Raw genomic sequence first — 14,914 nt, 5'->3', positions numbered from 1 at the left:
GGCGCCGAGCGGCGGTCGTGACCGCGGGTCCTCTGTGGTCGTCCCCTTGACGTCCAGGGGTGAATCAGGTCACCATATCTTCAGCCGCATTTCAACGTTGAAATCAATTCCAACGATGTAACGCGCTGACCAGACCCTCAGGAAGGACCTCATGACCTCCGCCAGCATCCGCATCGACCCCGACGCCGTCGTCGCACCCCTGGACCGCCGCATCTTCGGTGGATTCGTGGAGCACCTCGGCCGCCATGTCTACGACGGCATCTTCGAGCCCGGCCACGCGGAGGCCGACGAGCTCGGTTTCCGTAAGGACGTCACCGCCCTGGTCAAGGAGCTGGGTGTGAGCACCATCCGCTATCCCGGCGGCAACTTCGTCTCCGGCTACCGCTGGGAGGACGGCGTCGGCCCGCGCGATCAGCGCCCAGTCCGCCGGGACCTCGCCTGGCACGCCCTGGAGACCAACCAGGTGGGCCTGAACGAGTTCGCCACCTGGCTCAAACAGCTCGACAGCGAGCTGATGCTCGCGGTCAACCTCGGCACCCGCGGCATCCAGGAGGCCCTGGACCTTCTCGAGTACACCAACCACCCCTCCGGCACCGCGTTGAGCGACCTGCGCACCGAGCACGGCTACCCGGAGCCCTGGGATGTGACCATGTGGTGCCTGGGCAACGAGATGGACGGCCCCTGGCAGACGGGCTACATGACCGCCGAGGACTACGGCAAGATCGCCGCGCGCACCGGTCAGGCCATGAAGTCCGCCCAGCGAGACCTGCAGCTGGTCGTGTGCGGCTCCTCGGGATCATCCATGCCGACCTTCGGCGAGTGGGAGCGCATCGTGCTGGAGGAGTCCTACGACCACGTGGACTTCATCTCCGCCCACGCCTACTACCAGGAGCGCAACGGGGACCTCGACTCCTACCTGGCCTCCGCGCAGGACATGCGGTACTTCATCGACACGGTGGTCGCCACCGCGGACCACGTCAAGCACCGCCGCAAGTCTGACAAGACCATCATGATCTCCTTCGACGAGTGGAACATCTGGTACCTGGACGAGCACCAGGCATCCGACGAGGTCAACGATGAATGGCGGATCGCCCCGCGACAGCTGGAGGACGTCTACTCGGTGGCCGACGCCGTCGTCTTCGGCTCCCTGCTGATGACCCTTCTGGAGCGGCATGACCGTGTCCGCTCCGCCTCCCTGGCGCAGCTGGTCAACGTGATCGCCCCGATCATGACCGAGCCGGGTGGCCCGGCCTGGAGGCAGACCACCTTCTTCCCGTTCTCTGTGACGTCCCGGCTGGCCCAGGGGCGCGTGCTGCGCCCCGAGGTCATCGCCGAGACGGTGGAGTCCGCTGTCTACGGACAGAGCTCCGCCGTGGACTGCGTGGCCACCGACGGCGACGACAGCTCGGCGATCTTCCTGCTCAACCGCAGCCACGAGGCCGTGGAGGTCACCGTGGACATCGCCGACCTGGAGCGCAGCTCCATCGCTGAGGCCGTCACCCTCTGGGACGAGGATCTCTCCGCGAAGAACACCCTCGAGCAGCCTGACCGCGTCGGGCTGCGTGACGCCCAGGCCGAGCTGTCCGACGGTGCGCTGACCATCCGCTTGAAGCCTGTGTCCTGGACGGCGATCAGCCTGGCCTGAGCCCTTTCCCGAGGTGAGATGGTGTGTTTCGGCCGGAACTGGGCCCTCTGAGGCTCCATTGAGGCCGAAACACACCATCTCAACGGGTGGTGAAGAGGCTGAGAGGGCAGCACGGCAGGGCCCAGTCCTGGGCAGGCTGTGAGGTCTGGCACGCGCAGGAATCAACGCGCCGCCGTCGTCGTTGTCGGTTTCTGGAACGAACCGTCTCGGTGAAAGGACCGTGCTGATGCACCTCGCCGTCCAGGAGAAGCTCTTCTCCGCCCTCTCTCTCGGCGCGCTGGAGCTGCGCAACCGAGTCGTCATGGCACCGCTCACCCGGCTTCGCGCCGACGACGACGGCGTCCCCACCGCGCTGCAGGTGGAATACTACGCCCAGCGCGCCTCGCTGGGGATGATCATCGCGGAGGGGACCTGGCCCGTGCGGGAGGGCCGCACCTGGACCGGTCAGCCCGGCATCGAGACCCAGTCGCACATCGACGGCTGGCGGCAGGTCACCGACGCCGTCCACGCCGCCGGGGGCACCATCGTGCTGCAGATCATGCACGGCGGCCGCATTTCCCACGGGCTCCTCACCGGCACCGGGAGGGTCGTCGCTCCCAGCGCGATCGCTGCACCAGGAGAGATCCGCACCCCTGAGGGCAAGCAGGAGCACCCGGTGCCGCACTCACTGGCGGCGGAGGAGATCCCGCAGATCGTGGAGGACTTCGCACAGGCTGCGAAGAACGCGATCACCGCAGGCTTCGACGGCGTGCAGGTCCATGGTGCCAACGGCTACCTGTTGCACCAGTTCACCTCCCCGGTCTCCAACCAGCGTCAGGACTCCTACGGAGGGGCACCGGAGAACCGCGCGCGGCTCTCCGTGGAGGTCACTCGTGCGGTGGCGGAGGCCATCGGTGCTGAACGCACCAGCATCCGGCTCTCCCCGCAGCACGGGATCCAAGGTGCGCTGGAGCCTGACGACGCCGACGCTCTGGCCACCTACACCGCGCTCGCCGAAGGGCTCGCCCCGCTGGACCTGGCCTTCATCGATGTGCTCAGTGCGGACCTGTCCGGCGAGCTGGTCCAGACCATCCGCCGAGTGTCAGGGGCCCCGTTGGTGGGAAACTCCGGCTTCGGCGTGGTCACCACCCGGGAAGAAGCCTCGGTGCTGCTCGCCGAGGAGACGGTCGATGCCGTCGCCGTCGGCCGGGCCGCCCTCGCCAACCCGGACCTGCTCCGCCGCTGGGAGGAGGGCCTCCAGGAGAACCAGACCCGGCCCGAGGCCTTCTACGCCGGCGGGGCGCGCGGCTACACGGACTACCCTGCCTGGCAGGGCTGATCCCTCACCCTGTCGGCTCTGGCGCCCGGATCTGCCGGAGCCGACGATCGAAGGCTACGTGCGGTCCGTCCGGCAGCCAGGAGCCAGGCGATCGGGATTCAACGACTATTCGGACTCAGCTGAGGTCCTTGGCGAAGAACAGCTCGGCATCGGAGTTGTCGTTGTACCGCTGGATGCGCTGATATCCGGCTCGGCCATAGAGGGAGATGGCTTCTTTGAGTGCCCCGTTCGTATCCAGAATCATCTGCGTGCCCCCATGCCTGCCCCGCGCCAGTCGGGGTGGACCCACATGTGCTTGACCTCGGCGGGCCAGGTGGTGGTCCACGGGGACCTCGCGCAGCGGCATCGTGGACGCTTTCACCAGCGGACCTCCGGTGGTCAGGGGCTGAAGCCAGGAGGGGTCAGTCCGTCGGCTCTTCGTCAACCTCGATGAGGAAGTTGATCTGGTCGTCCTCCTCGCCTTGGGAGGTCACGGTGGCACCATAGTCCTCACCCTCATAGGTCAGGGTGCAGCGCACCTCAGAGCCCTCCTCGGCCGGGAGGGGATCGGGGCAGTCGACCGCGTCGAGCTCCACCCCGAACTCGCTGGTGAGAGTGCGCTCCACCTCCGCGGTGAGCTCATCAGGTTCGACCTCCGAGCTGCAGGCGGTCAGTGCCAGGGCTGCCACGCCCAGCATCGGGATCATGGCGGCGATTCGGGTGGTCTGCATAGGGGCCCCTCCTGTGTAGATGCGTGGGGCAAGTATAGAGGGGCGGTGTTTCCCTCGAACGGCCCCCCGGATGACAGTGACTTCCGGCACTGGTCACGCTGGCCGCCTCCTGGCTATCGTCGGCTGCGCACGCCGATCCCGCCGCCGATCCCCATCGAGGCCCAGGAGCCCCCCCCCATGACGTTCAGCACGAATGCCCCGGCCCGGACTCTGCGGGGGATCGGCTATGACGCTGGGGTGATCTACGACGGCGACTTCGACTCACGGCCCGTCTGGGAGGCCGACGCCGTGCGTGCTGACCTGCGTGCCATCCGGAGACGCCTCGGTTGCGACGCCGTGCTCGTGATGGCGACTGACATCGACCGGCTGCTGGAGACCGCGCGGATCGCCTGCGAGGAAGGCCTGGCCGTCTGGATCCAGCCGCGGCTCTTCGACGCCAGGTGCGGTGAGATCGCATGGCACCTCGCGGAGGTCGCCACACGGGCGGAGGAGCTGCGCCGCGCCGTTGACAGGCATCACCGCGAGGATCGTCCGGTCCATATCGTCGAGTTCGGCACCTGCGCCTACGCCGGTGCCGCGGACAACTCCTCGCAGGCGTCCGATGTCCTCCGGGAGGTCGACGGCGGACTGGAGGTGCCCGAGACCCTCGTGCGTGATGAGCAGGGTCAGGCCGACTATCTCGACGAGATGTTCGACATCTTCGATCAGGTCGGGGTCGACGGCACCTTCGTGTGGGGGTTCAGCGAGCCGCGTCTGACCCGCTCCGACGAGCCTCGGCAGGATCTGGACCGCGCGAGCTACGGGATCGTGGCCCCGCTGCCGGAGGGCACCTGGCAGCCCAAGGCCGCCTTCGGCGCCGTCGCCAGACGCCACGGAGCTGCTCCCTGACTCCGGGGCACCGCGGAGCCCTCACCCGGGGCCGTGCGCAAGAGGCTTCTTGAACCCCACATGAGAGGCCGCATAGCCCAGCCCCTCATAGAACCGATGGGCATCGGCCCGGGCGGCGTCAGAGGTGAGCTGTGCGAGCCCGCAGCCCCGTGCCTGGCCACGTTCCTCCGCATGCTCCATCAGGCGGCGTCCGATCCCGCCGCCGCGCAGCTCGGCGGCCACCCGAACGGCCTCGATGTGCAGCCGCGTCGCCCCGTTGCGCGAGATGCCGGGAATGTAGGTCAGCTGCATCACTGCAACCACGACGCCGTCCCGCTCGGCGACCACCAGCTCATCGTTCGGGCTGGCTTCGATGGCTTCGAATCCCCGGGAATGGGCCTCGGCGAGCTCTCCGGTGCGGGCCGCGGCGACGGCGTCGTCGCGGATCAGCTCGACGATCCGCGGGAGGTCCTCACGGCGGGCCTCGCGGAAGGTCAGGCCCAGAGGTCCGACGGTGGTGTCCATAGCGCGACCCTAGAGGCTCGCTCCGAGAGAGGCAACGCTGACCAGGGCCGACAGCCCCTGCTCGCGGCCGGTGACGGGTGCTAGCGTGAGCGCTCATCAGCTCCATCGCTTCGAGGAGGCACGCCCATGGCACTGATCGCCGTCACCGGCGCCACCGGATACATCGGTGGCCGGCTCGTCCCGCAGCTCCTGTCCCGCGGCCATGAGGTGCGCGTGCTGACCCGCCGCGCGGATTCCCTGCGCGATGTCCCCTGGCGGAAGGACGTGGAGGTCCTCGAAGGCGACCTGACCGACATCGCGGCCGCCCGTGAGCTCTGCAAGGACGCCGAGGTCGTCTATTTCCTGGTCCACTCGATGACCGGAGGCGGTGACTTCGCCGCCACGGATAAGCGCTGTGCGGAGGCCGTGGGGCAGGCGGCGGCTGATCATGGGGTGCGCAGCATCGTCTACCTCTCCGGACTGCACCCGCAGGGCGAGCTGAGCCCGCATCTGCGTTCCCGGGTGGAGGTCGGCGAGATCCTGGAGGCCAGCGGGGTCCCCACGCTGACCCTGCAGGCCGGGCTGGTCATCGGCTCCGGCTCGGCGAGCTTCGAGATGATCCGCCATCTCACCGATGTCCTGCCGGTGATGCCCTCGCCACGCTGGGTGCTCAATCAGATCCAGCCCATCGCGGTGCGGGACGCGCTGCACTACCTGGTCGGCGCCGCCGAGGAGGACCTGCCGGGCAGCATCCGCTGTGACATCGGCGGACCAGACGTCCACTCCTACGCCCAGCTGATGAAGATCTACGCGCGCACCGCCGAGCTGCGTGAGCCCCGGGTGCTGCCGCTGCCGGTGCTGACACCCTGGCTGGCCGCCCAGTGGGTCAACCTCGTGACCCCGATCCCGCGGTCCTTGGCGATCCCGCTGGTCGAGTCCCTGCAGCATGACTGCGTGGTCAAGGATCGCCGCATCGACGAGCTCATCGCCCCGCCGAAGGAAGGGCTCACCGCCTACCCGGAGGCTGTGGCCCTTGCCCTGGAGAAGATGTCCGCAGACCGGGTCGAGACCACCTGGGCGGCCTCCCATGCGCTGGACCTCCCCTCGGAGCCGCTGCCGTCGGACCCGGACTGGTCGGGCCGCACGGTGTTGCGCGATGAGCGTCATGCGCGGACGCCGGCCAGTTCGGAGGCTGTCTTCGCGGTGATCCAGGGCATCGGCGGGGAGAAGGGCTACTTCTCCCTGTCGAAGGCCTGGCGGCTGCGCGGCCTGCTGGACAAGATCGTGGGCGGGGTCGGACTGGGGCGCGGGCGGAGGAGCCAGGAGTCGCTGCAGCTCGGTGAGGCCGTGGACTGGTGGCGGGTGGAGACCTTGGAGCCCGGACGCCTGCTGCGGCTGCGCGCCGAGATGAAGGTGCCCGGGCAGGCCTGGCTGGAGTTCACGGTCGAGCCTGACGACGACGGCGGCTCGCGCTACACCCAGCGGGCCATCTTCTTTCCTTCAGGGCTGGGCGGGCGCCTCTACTGGTTGGCGCTGACGCCGTTCCACGCGGTGATCTTCCGGAAGATGGCGGCCCGTCTCACGGCTGAGGCGGAGGCTCGGTCGCCGAGAGAGCGTCCAGGAACCTGATGACCACTTCGCGCTCCTCAGCGGTGAGATCGGCGGCGGCATGGAACCGGCCTGCGTGAGAGCGCCCGATGGATTCCCGGGCGGTGCGATGAGTCTCCTCGGTGACCTCTATGGCCGTGCTGCGGCGATCCGCGGGATGGGGGAGTCTGCGGATGTGGTCCTGTGCGGCCAGACGGTCCAGGAGCTTGGTCACCGAGGCGGTGGAGACCCCGAGATGTCTGGCCAGGTCGCTGGGCGTGGCCAGCTGGGCGTTGCGCTGGGCGGCGATGATGTAGCGCAGCGCCCGCATGTCGGTCTCGCCCAGCTTCATGTACCTGCGCGAGGCCTCACTCATCCTGCGTTCGGTGGCACGCCAGCGTCGAAGTGCTTCCATCACACGGACGACCTGGTCCAGATCGGCCTCGTCGAGGGATTCGTGCGAGACGATCTCCCCCTCGGGGTCCATGACGCGGGGATCGAGCAGGGAGAATGGCTCGCCCGGTTCGGGGGACGGACGCTTCGTGGTCATGAGGGTCTCTCGGTTATCATTAGCCAAGTTGATTACTAGCCATGTTAGCTATGTGAGGTCGGATGATGGATGTCACCGCAGGACACGTCGTGCTGCTCGACGAGATCGGGGAGCCTTGCGGCAGTGCGCAGAAGAGCCAGGTGCACACCGCGGACACTCCGCTGCATCTGGGATTCTCCTGTCACCTCATCTCTGCTCACGGCCAGGTGCTCGTCACACGACGTGCACTCACCAAACGTACCTGGCCCGGCGTCTGGACGAACTCTTTCTGCGGCCACCCGCAGCCGGAGGAGACCATGGAGGAGGCGGTGCGCCGTCATGCCCGCCACGAACTGGGGATGGAGCTCGACACCGTCGAGAGCGCCCTCCCGGAGTTCCGCTACCGCGCCACGGATGCCTCGGGCGTGGTGGAGAATGAGATCTGCCCGGTCTTCATCGCCAAGGTGACGGCCGAGCCCGACCCTCGGCCGCATCCGGATGAGGTCGCCGAGCTGGTCTGGGTGCGTCCGGAGCAGCTCCGGACTGCCGTCGAGGCCACTCCCTGGGCATTCTCGCCCTGGCTGGTGCTCCAGGTCCCGCAGATGGCTCTCTACCGGCTGGCACCTGCGGCCAGCGACGTCGAAGAGCCGGCCCCATGACCCACGGCGCGCACCGCTCTCCGCTGAGCCTGTACACGCACACGGCACAGTGTGCCTCCTCGCGGGTCATCCGTGAGTACTCCACGTCATTCGGGATCGCCGCCGCGCTTCTGCCCGGGCGCACCCGCACCGGCATCCGCAGCATCTATGCCCTGGTGCGCGTCGCCGATGAGATCGTCGATGGCACGGCCGAAGAGGCCGGGCTGGGGTCCCAGGCTCGGCGAGACGCGCTGGATGCGCTGGAGACCGAGGCCCTCGCCGCCCTGCACACCGGGTTCAGCACCAACCTCATCGTCCATGCCTTCGCCATGACCGGACGTGCCGCCGGCATCGAGGATGCGCTCGTGGAGGCGTTCTTCCGTTCCATGCGCCGGGATCTGGAGCCGGTGCACTCGCTCAGCGAGGAGCAGTACCGCAGCTATGTGCATGGCTCCGCCGAGGTGGTCGGGCTGATGTGCCTGCGGGTCTTCCTGCAGGATCACGCGGTCTCGGAGGAGCGGCGCACGCAGCTGGAGTCCGGTGCAGAGCGCCTGGGCGCCGCGTTCCAGAAGATCAATTTCCTGCGTGATCTGGGTGAGGATGCCCAGCTGCTCGGCCGGTCCTACTTTCCCGGCACGGTCCCTGGGGAGCTGGGAGAGGCGCGCAAGGCCGAGATCCTCGCCGACATCGACGCCGACCTGACGGCGGCACGGCGCGCGATCGCGATGCTGCCACGGGGGCCTCGGCGGGCGACCGCGCTCGCCGCAGGGCTCTTCGAGGAGCTCGCCTCCCGGCTGCGCCGCATGTCCGCCGCCGAGCTGCACGGCCGCCGGGTCTCAGTGCCCCGTCACGTCAAGGCCCGCATCCTCCTCTCCGCGATGGCAGCGGCCTCACCGGGGTCCGCCGGATGAGCCGACGGGCACGTCCAGGACGGCGCCACCCGCGCACCGCCGTGGTGATCGGCGGCGGATTCTCCGGGCTGGCCACTGCCGCGCTGCTGGCCCAGGACGGGCTCGAGGTCACGGTGCTCGAGGCCCGGGACGCCCTCGGCGGCCGCGCCGGGGAGTGGCGGCACCGCGGGTTCCGCTTCGAGACCGGTCCCTCCTGGTACCTGATGCCGGAGGTCTTCGACCGCTTCTTCGCGCGCTTCGGGACCTCCGCAGCCGCTGAGCTGGACCTGCTCCGACTCGACCCCGCCTATCGGGTCTTCTTCGAGGGAGACGACACCGCCTTCGACCTTCCCGCCGACGATGCGCTCCAGGCGCTGCAGGCCCGAGAATCCTCCCCGGGCCCGCTCGAGGCCTACCTCGACTCCGCCGCCGAGACCTATCGGCTGGCCACAGAGCGTCTGCTCTACTCCACATTCTCCTCACCGAGGGACTTCCTGGACCCGACGCTCCTGCGCCGGCTGCCCCGTCTGCTGCGGCTGCTCGGCGAACCGCTGGAGGGGTTCATCGCCCGGCACGCCCAGGACGAGAAGGTGCGCAAGATTCTCGGCTACCCGGCGGTCTTCCTGGGCACCTCCCCGTCGGCGGCGCCGAGCCTCTATCACCTGATGAGCCATCTCGACATCACCCAGTCGGTCCTGTACCCGAAGGGTGGGTTCAGCGCGGTGGTCGACGCCGTGGCGCGCGTCGCCCAGGGCCAGGGGGTGCGGCTGCGCACCGGCTGCCGCGTGCGACACATCACCGCGTCCGCGGGCCGCGCCACCGGTGTGCACGTCACCAGCGCCGACGGCGGCCGGGAGTTCCTGCCCGCCGACGTCGTGGTCTCCAGCGCGGACATGCACGTCACGGAGACCCAGCTGCTCCAGCCGGAACACCGGAGCCGGTCGGCACGGGCGTGGCGCCGCCGGGACCCCGGCCCCGGTGCGGTGCTCGCACTGCTCGGAGTGGAGGGCGAGCTGCCTGAGCTGGCGCACCATTCGCTGCTGTTCACCGAGGACTGGCAGCGTGGATTCGACGAGATCGCCGGACGGCGACCTGCCGGCGGGCCACCGCGGTCCCTGTACGTGTGCCGGCCCAGCGCCACCGATGACGTGGCACCGGCGGGCCATGAGAACCTCTTCGTGCTGATCCCCACTCCTGCGGACGTCTCCCTGGGGGCCGGGGGAGTCGACGGCTCCGGGGACTCCGGTGTGGAGCGCATCGTCGACGAGTCCATCGAGCAGATCGCCGCATGGACCGGCGTCGAGGATCTCGCCTCGCGGATCGTGGTCCGTCGCAGCATCGGCCCGGCGGACTTTGCCCGAGACTTCGGAGCCTGGCGCGGGGGAGCTCTCGGGCCGGCGCACACGCTGCGTCAGAGTGCCTTCCTGCGGGGCCCCGTCCGCTCGCCGAAGCTCGGGGGGCTCTACTACGCGGGAGCCACCACGATGCCCGGAATCGGGGTGCCGATGTGCCTGATCAGTGCCGAGCTGGTGCGCACTGCGATGCGTGCCGACGTCGGCGGAGTGCGGAGCACCGACGGCTCCGACGGCACCTCCGGGGCGGTGGCCCATGCCTGAGGAGCTGTTGAGCCTGCTCTACCTCGCAGCCCTGCTGATCTCCGGGGGCTCCCTGCTGCTGGTGGACTGGCGCTTCGAGGTCTTCCTGTTCCGTGAGCCGCTGCGGGCCGGCGCCGTCCTGGTGCTCGGGCTGGTGTTCTTCCTGGCGTGGGACCTCGCCGGGATCTCCCTGGGCATCTTCCTCCACGGCCCCGGCCCCTACATGACCGGGATCATGCTCGCCCCCGAACTTCCCCTGGAGGAGCTGTTCTTCCTGCTGTTCCTGTGCCACCTGTCCATGGTGCTGATCCTGGGTGCCCAGCGCCTGATGAGCGGAGGTGTCCGCCGGTGACCTCGACGAGGTACCTGCTGCTGTGCGCCGTGTTTCTGGCGATCGCCGCGCTGGTCGCCGGAATCGTCGGCGCCGTGCGGGCTCGGCGAGGTGGTGACGCGCCGGGCATGGTGCGGGCATGCGTGTTCGCCGCGGTCGTGCTGCTCGTCCTGACCGCCGTCTTCGACAATGTGATGATCGCAGTCGGGCTCTTCACCTACGCCGAGGACGGGATCTCCGGGATCCGGGTGGGACTGGCACCGATCGAGGACTTCGCCTACCCGCTGGCCGCGGTGATCCTGCTGCCCGCACTGTGGCTGCTGCTCGAGCCGCTCAGCCCTCGCAGGAGGACCCATGATCGCTGAGATGTTGCGCTCCTCCCGCCCGCTGAGCTGGATCAACACCGCCTACCCCTTCGCCGCGGCCTGGCTGCTCGGCGGGGGAGAGGTCGGCGTCGTCCTTCTCGTCGGCGTCGTCTTCTTCCTGGTCCCCTACAACCTGGCGCTCTACGGCATCAACGATGTCTTCGACCACGCCTCCGACCTCGCCAATCCGCGCAAGGGCGGAGCCGAGGGGGCACTGCTGACCCCGCGCCTGCACCGGCCCATGCTGCTGGCCAGCGCGCTGGTCGTGCTGCCGTTCGTCCTCGTGCTGGTCATGTGGGGGCCTCCGGTCTCCTGGATGGTGCTGGGGATCAGTCTCCTCGCCCTGGTGGCCTATTCCGCGCCGCCGCTGCGCACCAAGGAGATCCCGGTGCTGGACTCCTTCACCTCGAGCCTGCATTTCGTCACCCCGGCCGCCTACGGCCTGGCTCTGGTGGGCGCTGAGCTCGACCTGGTCGTCGTGTGTGCCCTGGGCGCGTTCCTGCTCTGGGGCATGGCCAGCCACGCCTTCGGCGCCGTGCAGGACATCGGCCCGGACCGGGCGGCGGGGATCAGCTCCATCGCCACCGCGCTCGGTGCGCGCAGGACGGTCAGGTTCGCCCTGACGATGTGGGCCGCAGCCGGGGTGCTCGTGCTCGGCACCGGATGGCCCGGTGCGCTGGCGGGGCTGCTCGTGCTGCCCTACCTGGCCGCCGCGCTGCCGTACCGTCGCCTCAACGACGAGGAGGCGTCCCAGGCGCACCGGGGCTGGCGGCACTTCCTCTGGATCAACTACGCGGCGGGCGCTGCGCTGACGATCCTGCTCATCCTCGCGGCGTGACCGCCCGCAGACGACCGCCCGGACACACGCACCTGCACATGACCACCTGCACATGACCGCCCGCAGAGAGGACAGCCGCCATGCCTGACCCGACCGAAGACCCCGTGCTGACGCCCCATGCGCACACCACCTCCTCCGCCGAGGTTCCGCACGCCACCGAGGCCTCCGCCTCAGGGGCCCCCTATGTCCTCACCGCGCAGGAGTACGACGCCGTCCTGCTGGCCGGCTTCGGCGGACCGGAAGGCCAGGAGGACGTCCTGCCCTTCCTGCGCAACGTCACCCGTGGACGAGGGATCCCTGATGAACGGCTGGAGGAGGTGGCCACCCACTACCGACACTTCGGCGGGGTCAGTCCCATCAACGAGCACAACCGGCAGCTGCGCGAGGCCATCGAGGCGGAGATGCGCAGCCGCGGAATGGAACTGCCGATCTACTGGGGCAACCGGAACTGGGCTCCCTACCTCGAGGACGTGGTCCAGGAGGCCGCCGCGGCCGGTCACACCCGCCTGCTGGCGGTGGCGACCAGCGCCTACAGCTCCTACTCCAGCTGCCGGCAGTACCGGGAGGACTTCGCCCGGGCAGTGCTGGACACCGGACTGGCCGGTGTCGTGAGGATCGACAAGGTCCGGCAGTTCTTCGACGTTCCCGGCTTCGTCCAGCCCTTCGCCGAAGGCGTCGCCGAGGCGCTGCGCGGATTCGCGGGGCAGGGCTTCGCTGCTGAGGAGATCCGGGTGCTGTTCGCCACCCATTCCATCCCTACCGCCGACGCCGAACGTTCAGGTCCGCAGGAACTCGGGCTGGGGGAGGGCGGGGCCTACGCCGCCCAGCACCTGGCCGTGGGCGAGCAGATCATGGGACTGCTGCGAGCTGAGGACGTCGCCGGCGACGGCACCGGCTGGGAGCTGGTCTACCAGTCCCGATCAGGTCCGCCCTCACAGCCATGGCTCGAGCCGGATGTGTGTGACCGCATCGCTGAACTTCCCGGGGAGGGGGTGAAGGCGGTCGCCGTCGTCCCGCTCGGGTTCCTCAGCGACCACATGGAGGTGCTCTGGGATCTGGACGAGGAGGCCATGGAGGCCGCCGAGGAGGCTGGTCTGCGCGCCGTGCGGACCCCCACCCCAGGCGTGCACCAGGCGTTCGTGTCCAGTCTGGTGGACCTGGTCCAGGAGCGCATGGAGGCGGTGCCGGTCTCCGAGCGCCCGCATCTGACCGAGCTGGGCCCCTGGTACGACGTCTGCCGGCCCGGGTGCTGCGAGAACGTGCGGCGCGGATTCAGCCCTGTGGCCGCCGGGGTGGTGCCCTGAGGATGCGTCTCTGGTCCCTTCACCCCTCCACGCTGGACCGCCAGGGTCTGATCGCCTGCTGGCGTGAGGCCCTGCTGGCTCAGGCCGTGCTCCTGGGGCGCACCCGGGGGTATACGCGCCATCCCCAGCTCGAACGATTCCGCGCGCATCCGCACCCGACGGCGGCGATCGGAGATTACCTCGCCGCGATGCACGAGGAGGCCCTCAGGCGTGGGTACCGATTCGACGCCGGTCGGATCGCGGTGCCGCCCGCCGGGGACGAAGCGAGCGAGGGGCCGGGCGCGGTCGCGCGGATCGACGTCACCCTCGGTCAGCTGGACTTCGAATGGGCCCATCTGCAGGCCAAACTGGCTCGGCGCTCGCCGGAGTTGGTGTCCCCGGGGTGGGCGGACTCATCGGGCTCTCCTGGCTCACCGACGCAGGCCGTGCCGATCCACCGGCTGTTCCGCGGGGTGCCCGGTGAGATCGAGCCCTGGGAGCGGCCCTGAGGGCGCCGTCCGGCGTGTGCCAACGGGCACACCATGGATTCTGAGCGGGAGGTCGTCTACTCGGACGCGTCGGGCCTGCCCCGTGGCAGGTGGCGCAGCTGGTCGGCTCCGCAAAGGAGCAGCGCGGCGGCGCCGAGCCAGATGGCGGCGGCCGGGCCCACGGGCCCGGCCAGGGCGCCGGCCGCGGCCGGCATGACCACCTGGCCGAGCCGGTTGCCGATCAGGCGCAGCGCCAGAGTCGGGGCGCTCCACCCCTCGGGGACCGCGGCGGTGACCATGGTCATCGTCAACGGCTGCCCCAGGCCCAAGAAGAATCCGCCCACCGCCATCAGTGTCCCGGCCAGGACCACGGTCGTGGTGGTCAACGGCATGGCCGCGAAGCAGACGGCGGAGAGCAGCAGGGAGAGCACGAGCAGCACCTCCCGGGACACCCGGCGCACCAGCAGTCCGAGCAGCACCCGGGAGGCCAGGGATCCCAACCCGCGCAGGGCCAGCAACAGGCCCACCTCGGAAGGGCTCAGCCCCGCCCGCTGGCCCAGCAGCGGCAGGAACGCCACCAGCACATCGGTCAGGGCGAGCAACCCGGCGGAGGAGGCGATGTGTGAGCCCACCTTCGGGGTGCGCAGGATCGCCCGAGTGGAGACCCTCTGCACATCCCGGCGGGCCGTCGTCCTCGGCTGCGTCCCGGGCCTCCTGCGGGAAGTTCCGCGCATCCGCCCCATGGCGAGGAACAGCAGCAGCGCGCCGGGCAGGGCCACCGCGCCGCCGGCGAGGATGGAGGCGTCGATGCCGGTCTCCACGTCCTCGGGTGCGCTGATGATCCAACCGGCCACGGGCGGTCCCAGCATCTGGCCGGCGGACACTCCGGCAGTGAACCATCCGAAGGCCGCATCCCGCTTCGCCGGATCCGCGGCCCGGCTCACCGCGCTCTGCCCGCCGATGGCGAAGACCAGCTGTCCCAGGCCCAGGGTGACGCTGCCGGCGACGACGCCCCATACGGCCGGGGAGAGTGCGATCGCCGCCGCTCCGGCGGCCATCACGCACAGACCTCCGCCGATCAGACCCGCCAGGGTGCCCATGCGCTGGATGAGCCGGCCCACCGGCATCGCGATCACCAGAGGGATCATCGCGTAGGAGGCCGCCACCACGCCCACCATGCCGGCGTCGCCTCCGAGGGCGTCCACCTTGTAGGTGGTGGCCGGGCGGATCATATTGACCGAGAACTGACCCAGCATGGAGGTCGCCACCAGCAGGATCAGCCACAGACGAGGGGAAGAACGCACGGCACCCATCTTCTCCCATCGG

Annotated in this window: 17 protein-coding genes; 12 read left to right on the top strand and 5 right to left on the bottom strand. The window is 69.5% G+C overall.

Translation table 11 applies throughout. The features are described 5' to 3' along the window. Window positions 1-151: 151 nt before the first annotated feature. Window positions 152-1,645 (top strand): alpha-N-arabinofuranosidase, encoded by a 1,494-nt coding sequence (locus tag ODE13_RS15155; protein WP_322480014.1) that lies wholly within the window; start codon window positions 152-154, stop codon window positions 1,643-1,645. Between the two features lie 226 nt (window positions 1,646-1,871). After that, window positions 1,872-2,963 carry an alkene reductase gene (locus ODE13_RS15150; RefSeq protein WP_322480013.1) on the top strand — a complete coding sequence of 364 codons (1,092 nt, stop codon included), beginning with the start codon at window positions 1,872-1,874 and terminating at the stop codon, window positions 2,961-2,963. Window positions 2,964-3,078: 115 nt separating this feature from the next. Here the strand turns inward: ODE13_RS15150 and ODE13_RS15145 are convergent, their stop codons facing one another. Together ODE13_RS15145 and ODE13_RS15140 are read right to left on the bottom strand one after the other, a co-directional pair. After that, window positions 3,079-3,207 carry a hypothetical protein gene (locus ODE13_RS15145; RefSeq protein ID WP_322480012.1) on the bottom strand — a complete coding sequence of 43 codons (129 nt, stop codon included), beginning with the start codon at window positions 3,205-3,207 and terminating at the stop codon, window positions 3,079-3,081. Window positions 3,208-3,364: 157 nt separating this feature from the next. Beyond that, window positions 3,365-3,673, bottom strand: a complete 309-nt coding sequence (locus ODE13_RS15140) for a DUF4333 domain-containing protein (protein WP_179541053.1) — start codon at window positions 3,671-3,673, stop codon at window positions 3,365-3,367. A gap of 177 nt (window positions 3,674-3,850) precedes the next feature. Here ODE13_RS15140 and ODE13_RS15135 point away from each other — a divergent pair, with 177 nt between their 5' ends. After that, the gene (locus ODE13_RS15135; protein WP_322480011.1) at window positions 3,851-4,561 is read left to right on the top strand and encodes a hypothetical protein; all 711 of its coding nucleotides are present in this window, start codon (window positions 3,851-3,853) and stop codon (window positions 4,559-4,561) included. Between the two features lie 21 nt (window positions 4,562-4,582). On the opposite strand, the gene ODE13_RS15130 is transcribed toward ODE13_RS15135, so the two are convergent. Next, window positions 4,583-5,065, bottom strand: a complete 483-nt coding sequence (locus ODE13_RS15130; RefSeq protein ID WP_322480010.1) for a GNAT family N-acetyltransferase — start codon at window positions 5,063-5,065, stop codon at window positions 4,583-4,585. Window positions 5,066-5,191: 126 nt separating this feature from the next. On the opposite strand from ODE13_RS15130, the gene ODE13_RS15125 reads away from it, so the two are divergent. Then, window positions 5,192-6,673 (top strand): SDR family oxidoreductase, encoded by a 1,482-nt coding sequence (locus tag ODE13_RS15125; protein ID WP_322480009.1) that lies wholly within the window; start codon window positions 5,192-5,194, stop codon window positions 6,671-6,673. Here the strand turns inward: ODE13_RS15125 and ODE13_RS15120 are convergent. Beyond that, window positions 6,624-7,181, bottom strand: coding sequence for a MarR family winged helix-turn-helix transcriptional regulator (locus ODE13_RS15120; RefSeq protein WP_322480008.1), 558 nt, complete (start codon window positions 7,179-7,181; stop codon window positions 6,624-6,626). The two genes, ODE13_RS15125 and ODE13_RS15120, sit on opposite strands and share 50 nt — an antisense overlap. A gap of 62 nt (window positions 7,182-7,243) precedes the next feature. On the opposite strand from ODE13_RS15120, the gene idi reads away from it, so the two are divergent. The 8 genes from idi (at window position 7,244) to ODE13_RS15080 (ending at window position 13,609) form a co-directional block, all read left to right on the top strand. Further along, on the top strand, window positions 7,244-7,819 hold the full coding sequence (gene idi, locus ODE13_RS15115) for an isopentenyl-diphosphate Delta-isomerase (RefSeq protein WP_416210729.1): 576 nt from the start codon (window positions 7,244-7,246) through the stop codon (window positions 7,817-7,819). Then, the gene (locus tag ODE13_RS15110; RefSeq protein ID WP_179541048.1) at window positions 7,816-8,709 is read left to right on the top strand and encodes a phytoene/squalene synthase family protein; all 894 of its coding nucleotides are present in this window, start codon (window positions 7,816-7,818) and stop codon (window positions 8,707-8,709) included. The genes idi and ODE13_RS15110 overlap by 4 nt, the downstream gene beginning before the upstream one ends. Then, complete coding sequence (gene crtI / locus ODE13_RS15105; RefSeq protein ID WP_322480006.1) at window positions 8,706-10,304, top strand: phytoene desaturase family protein; 1,599 nt, start codon at window positions 8,706-8,708, stop codon at window positions 10,302-10,304. Before ODE13_RS15110 ends, crtI begins: the two co-directional genes overlap by 4 nt. Then, on the top strand, window positions 10,297-10,635 hold the full coding sequence (locus ODE13_RS15100) for a lycopene cyclase domain-containing protein (protein ID WP_179541046.1): 339 nt from the start codon (window positions 10,297-10,299) through the stop codon (window positions 10,633-10,635). The genes crtI and ODE13_RS15100 overlap by 8 nt, the downstream gene beginning before the upstream one ends. Then, a complete protein-coding gene (locus ODE13_RS15095) occupies window positions 10,632-10,979 on the top strand; it encodes a lycopene cyclase domain-containing protein (protein ID WP_322480005.1) in 348 nt (115 codons plus the stop codon). The genes ODE13_RS15100 and ODE13_RS15095 overlap by 4 nt, the downstream gene beginning before the upstream one ends. Next, window positions 10,969-11,817 carry a prenyltransferase gene (locus tag ODE13_RS15090; RefSeq protein ID WP_322480004.1) on the top strand — a complete coding sequence of 283 codons (849 nt, stop codon included), beginning with the start codon at window positions 10,969-10,971 and terminating at the stop codon, window positions 11,815-11,817. Before ODE13_RS15095 ends, ODE13_RS15090 begins: the two co-directional genes overlap by 11 nt. Window positions 11,818-11,897: 80 nt before the next feature. Next, window positions 11,898-13,121, top strand: coding sequence for a ferrochelatase (locus ODE13_RS15085; RefSeq protein ID WP_322480003.1), 1,224 nt, complete (start codon window positions 11,898-11,900; stop codon window positions 13,119-13,121). Window positions 13,122-13,123: 2 nt separating this feature from the next. Further along, window positions 13,124-13,609, top strand: a complete 486-nt coding sequence (locus tag ODE13_RS15080) for a pyrimidine dimer DNA glycosylase/endonuclease V (protein ID WP_322480002.1) — start codon at window positions 13,124-13,126, stop codon at window positions 13,607-13,609. A 56-nt stretch (window positions 13,610-13,665) separates the two neighbouring features. Here the strand turns inward: ODE13_RS15080 and ODE13_RS15075 are convergent, their stop codons facing one another. Continuing rightward, entirely contained in the window at window positions 13,666-14,892 is a 1,227-nt protein-coding gene (locus ODE13_RS15075; RefSeq protein WP_322480001.1) for an MFS transporter, read from the bottom strand. Window positions 14,893-14,914 lie beyond the last annotated feature (22 nt).

Origin of the sequence: Nesterenkonia sp. HG001 (assembly GCF_034438835.1) — a bacterium.
Taxonomy (GTDB): domain Bacteria; phylum Actinomycetota; class Actinomycetes; order Actinomycetales; family Micrococcaceae; genus Nesterenkonia; species Nesterenkonia xinjiangensis.
This window is presented reverse-complemented; position numbering and strand designations above follow the sequence as displayed.

Excerpts from the sequence above, each read along its gene's own strand:
- ODE13_RS15155 (WP_322480014.1), top strand. The coding sequence starts at position 152 with ATGACCTCCGCCAGCATCCGCATCGACCCCGACGCCGTCGTCGCACCC.
- ODE13_RS15150 (WP_322480013.1), top strand. The coding sequence starts at position 1,872 with ATGCACCTCGCCGTCCAGGAGAAGCTCTTCTCCGCCCTCTCTCTCGGC.
- ODE13_RS15145 (WP_322480012.1), bottom strand. The coding sequence starts at position 3,207 with ATGATTCTGGATACGAACGGGGCACTCAAAGAAGCCATCTCCCTCTAT.
- ODE13_RS15140 (WP_179541053.1), bottom strand. The coding sequence starts at position 3,673 with ATGCAGACCACCCGAATCGCCGCCATGATCCCGATGCTGGGCGTGGCA.
- ODE13_RS15135 (WP_322480011.1), top strand. The coding sequence starts at position 3,851 with ATGACGTTCAGCACGAATGCCCCGGCCCGGACTCTGCGGGGGATCGGC.
- ODE13_RS15130 (WP_322480010.1), bottom strand. The coding sequence starts at position 5,065 with ATGGACACCACCGTCGGACCTCTGGGCCTGACCTTCCGCGAGGCCCGC.
- ODE13_RS15125 (WP_322480009.1), top strand. The coding sequence starts at position 5,192 with ATGGCACTGATCGCCGTCACCGGCGCCACCGGATACATCGGTGGCCGG.
- ODE13_RS15120 (WP_322480008.1), bottom strand. The coding sequence starts at position 7,181 with ATGACCACGAAGCGTCCGTCCCCCGAACCGGGCGAGCCATTCTCCCTG.
- idi (WP_416210729.1), top strand. The coding sequence starts at position 7,244 with ATGATGGATGTCACCGCAGGACACGTCGTGCTGCTCGACGAGATCGGG.
- ODE13_RS15110 (WP_179541048.1), top strand. The coding sequence starts at position 7,816 with ATGACCCACGGCGCGCACCGCTCTCCGCTGAGCCTGTACACGCACACG.
- crtI (WP_322480006.1), top strand. The coding sequence starts at position 8,706 with ATGAGCCGACGGGCACGTCCAGGACGGCGCCACCCGCGCACCGCCGTG.
- ODE13_RS15100 (WP_179541046.1), top strand. The coding sequence starts at position 10,297 with ATGCCTGAGGAGCTGTTGAGCCTGCTCTACCTCGCAGCCCTGCTGATC.
- ODE13_RS15090 (WP_322480004.1), top strand. The coding sequence starts at position 10,969 with ATGATCGCTGAGATGTTGCGCTCCTCCCGCCCGCTGAGCTGGATCAAC.
- ODE13_RS15085 (WP_322480003.1), top strand. The coding sequence starts at position 11,898 with ATGCCTGACCCGACCGAAGACCCCGTGCTGACGCCCCATGCGCACACC.
- ODE13_RS15080 (WP_322480002.1), top strand. The coding sequence starts at position 13,124 with ATGCGTCTCTGGTCCCTTCACCCCTCCACGCTGGACCGCCAGGGTCTG.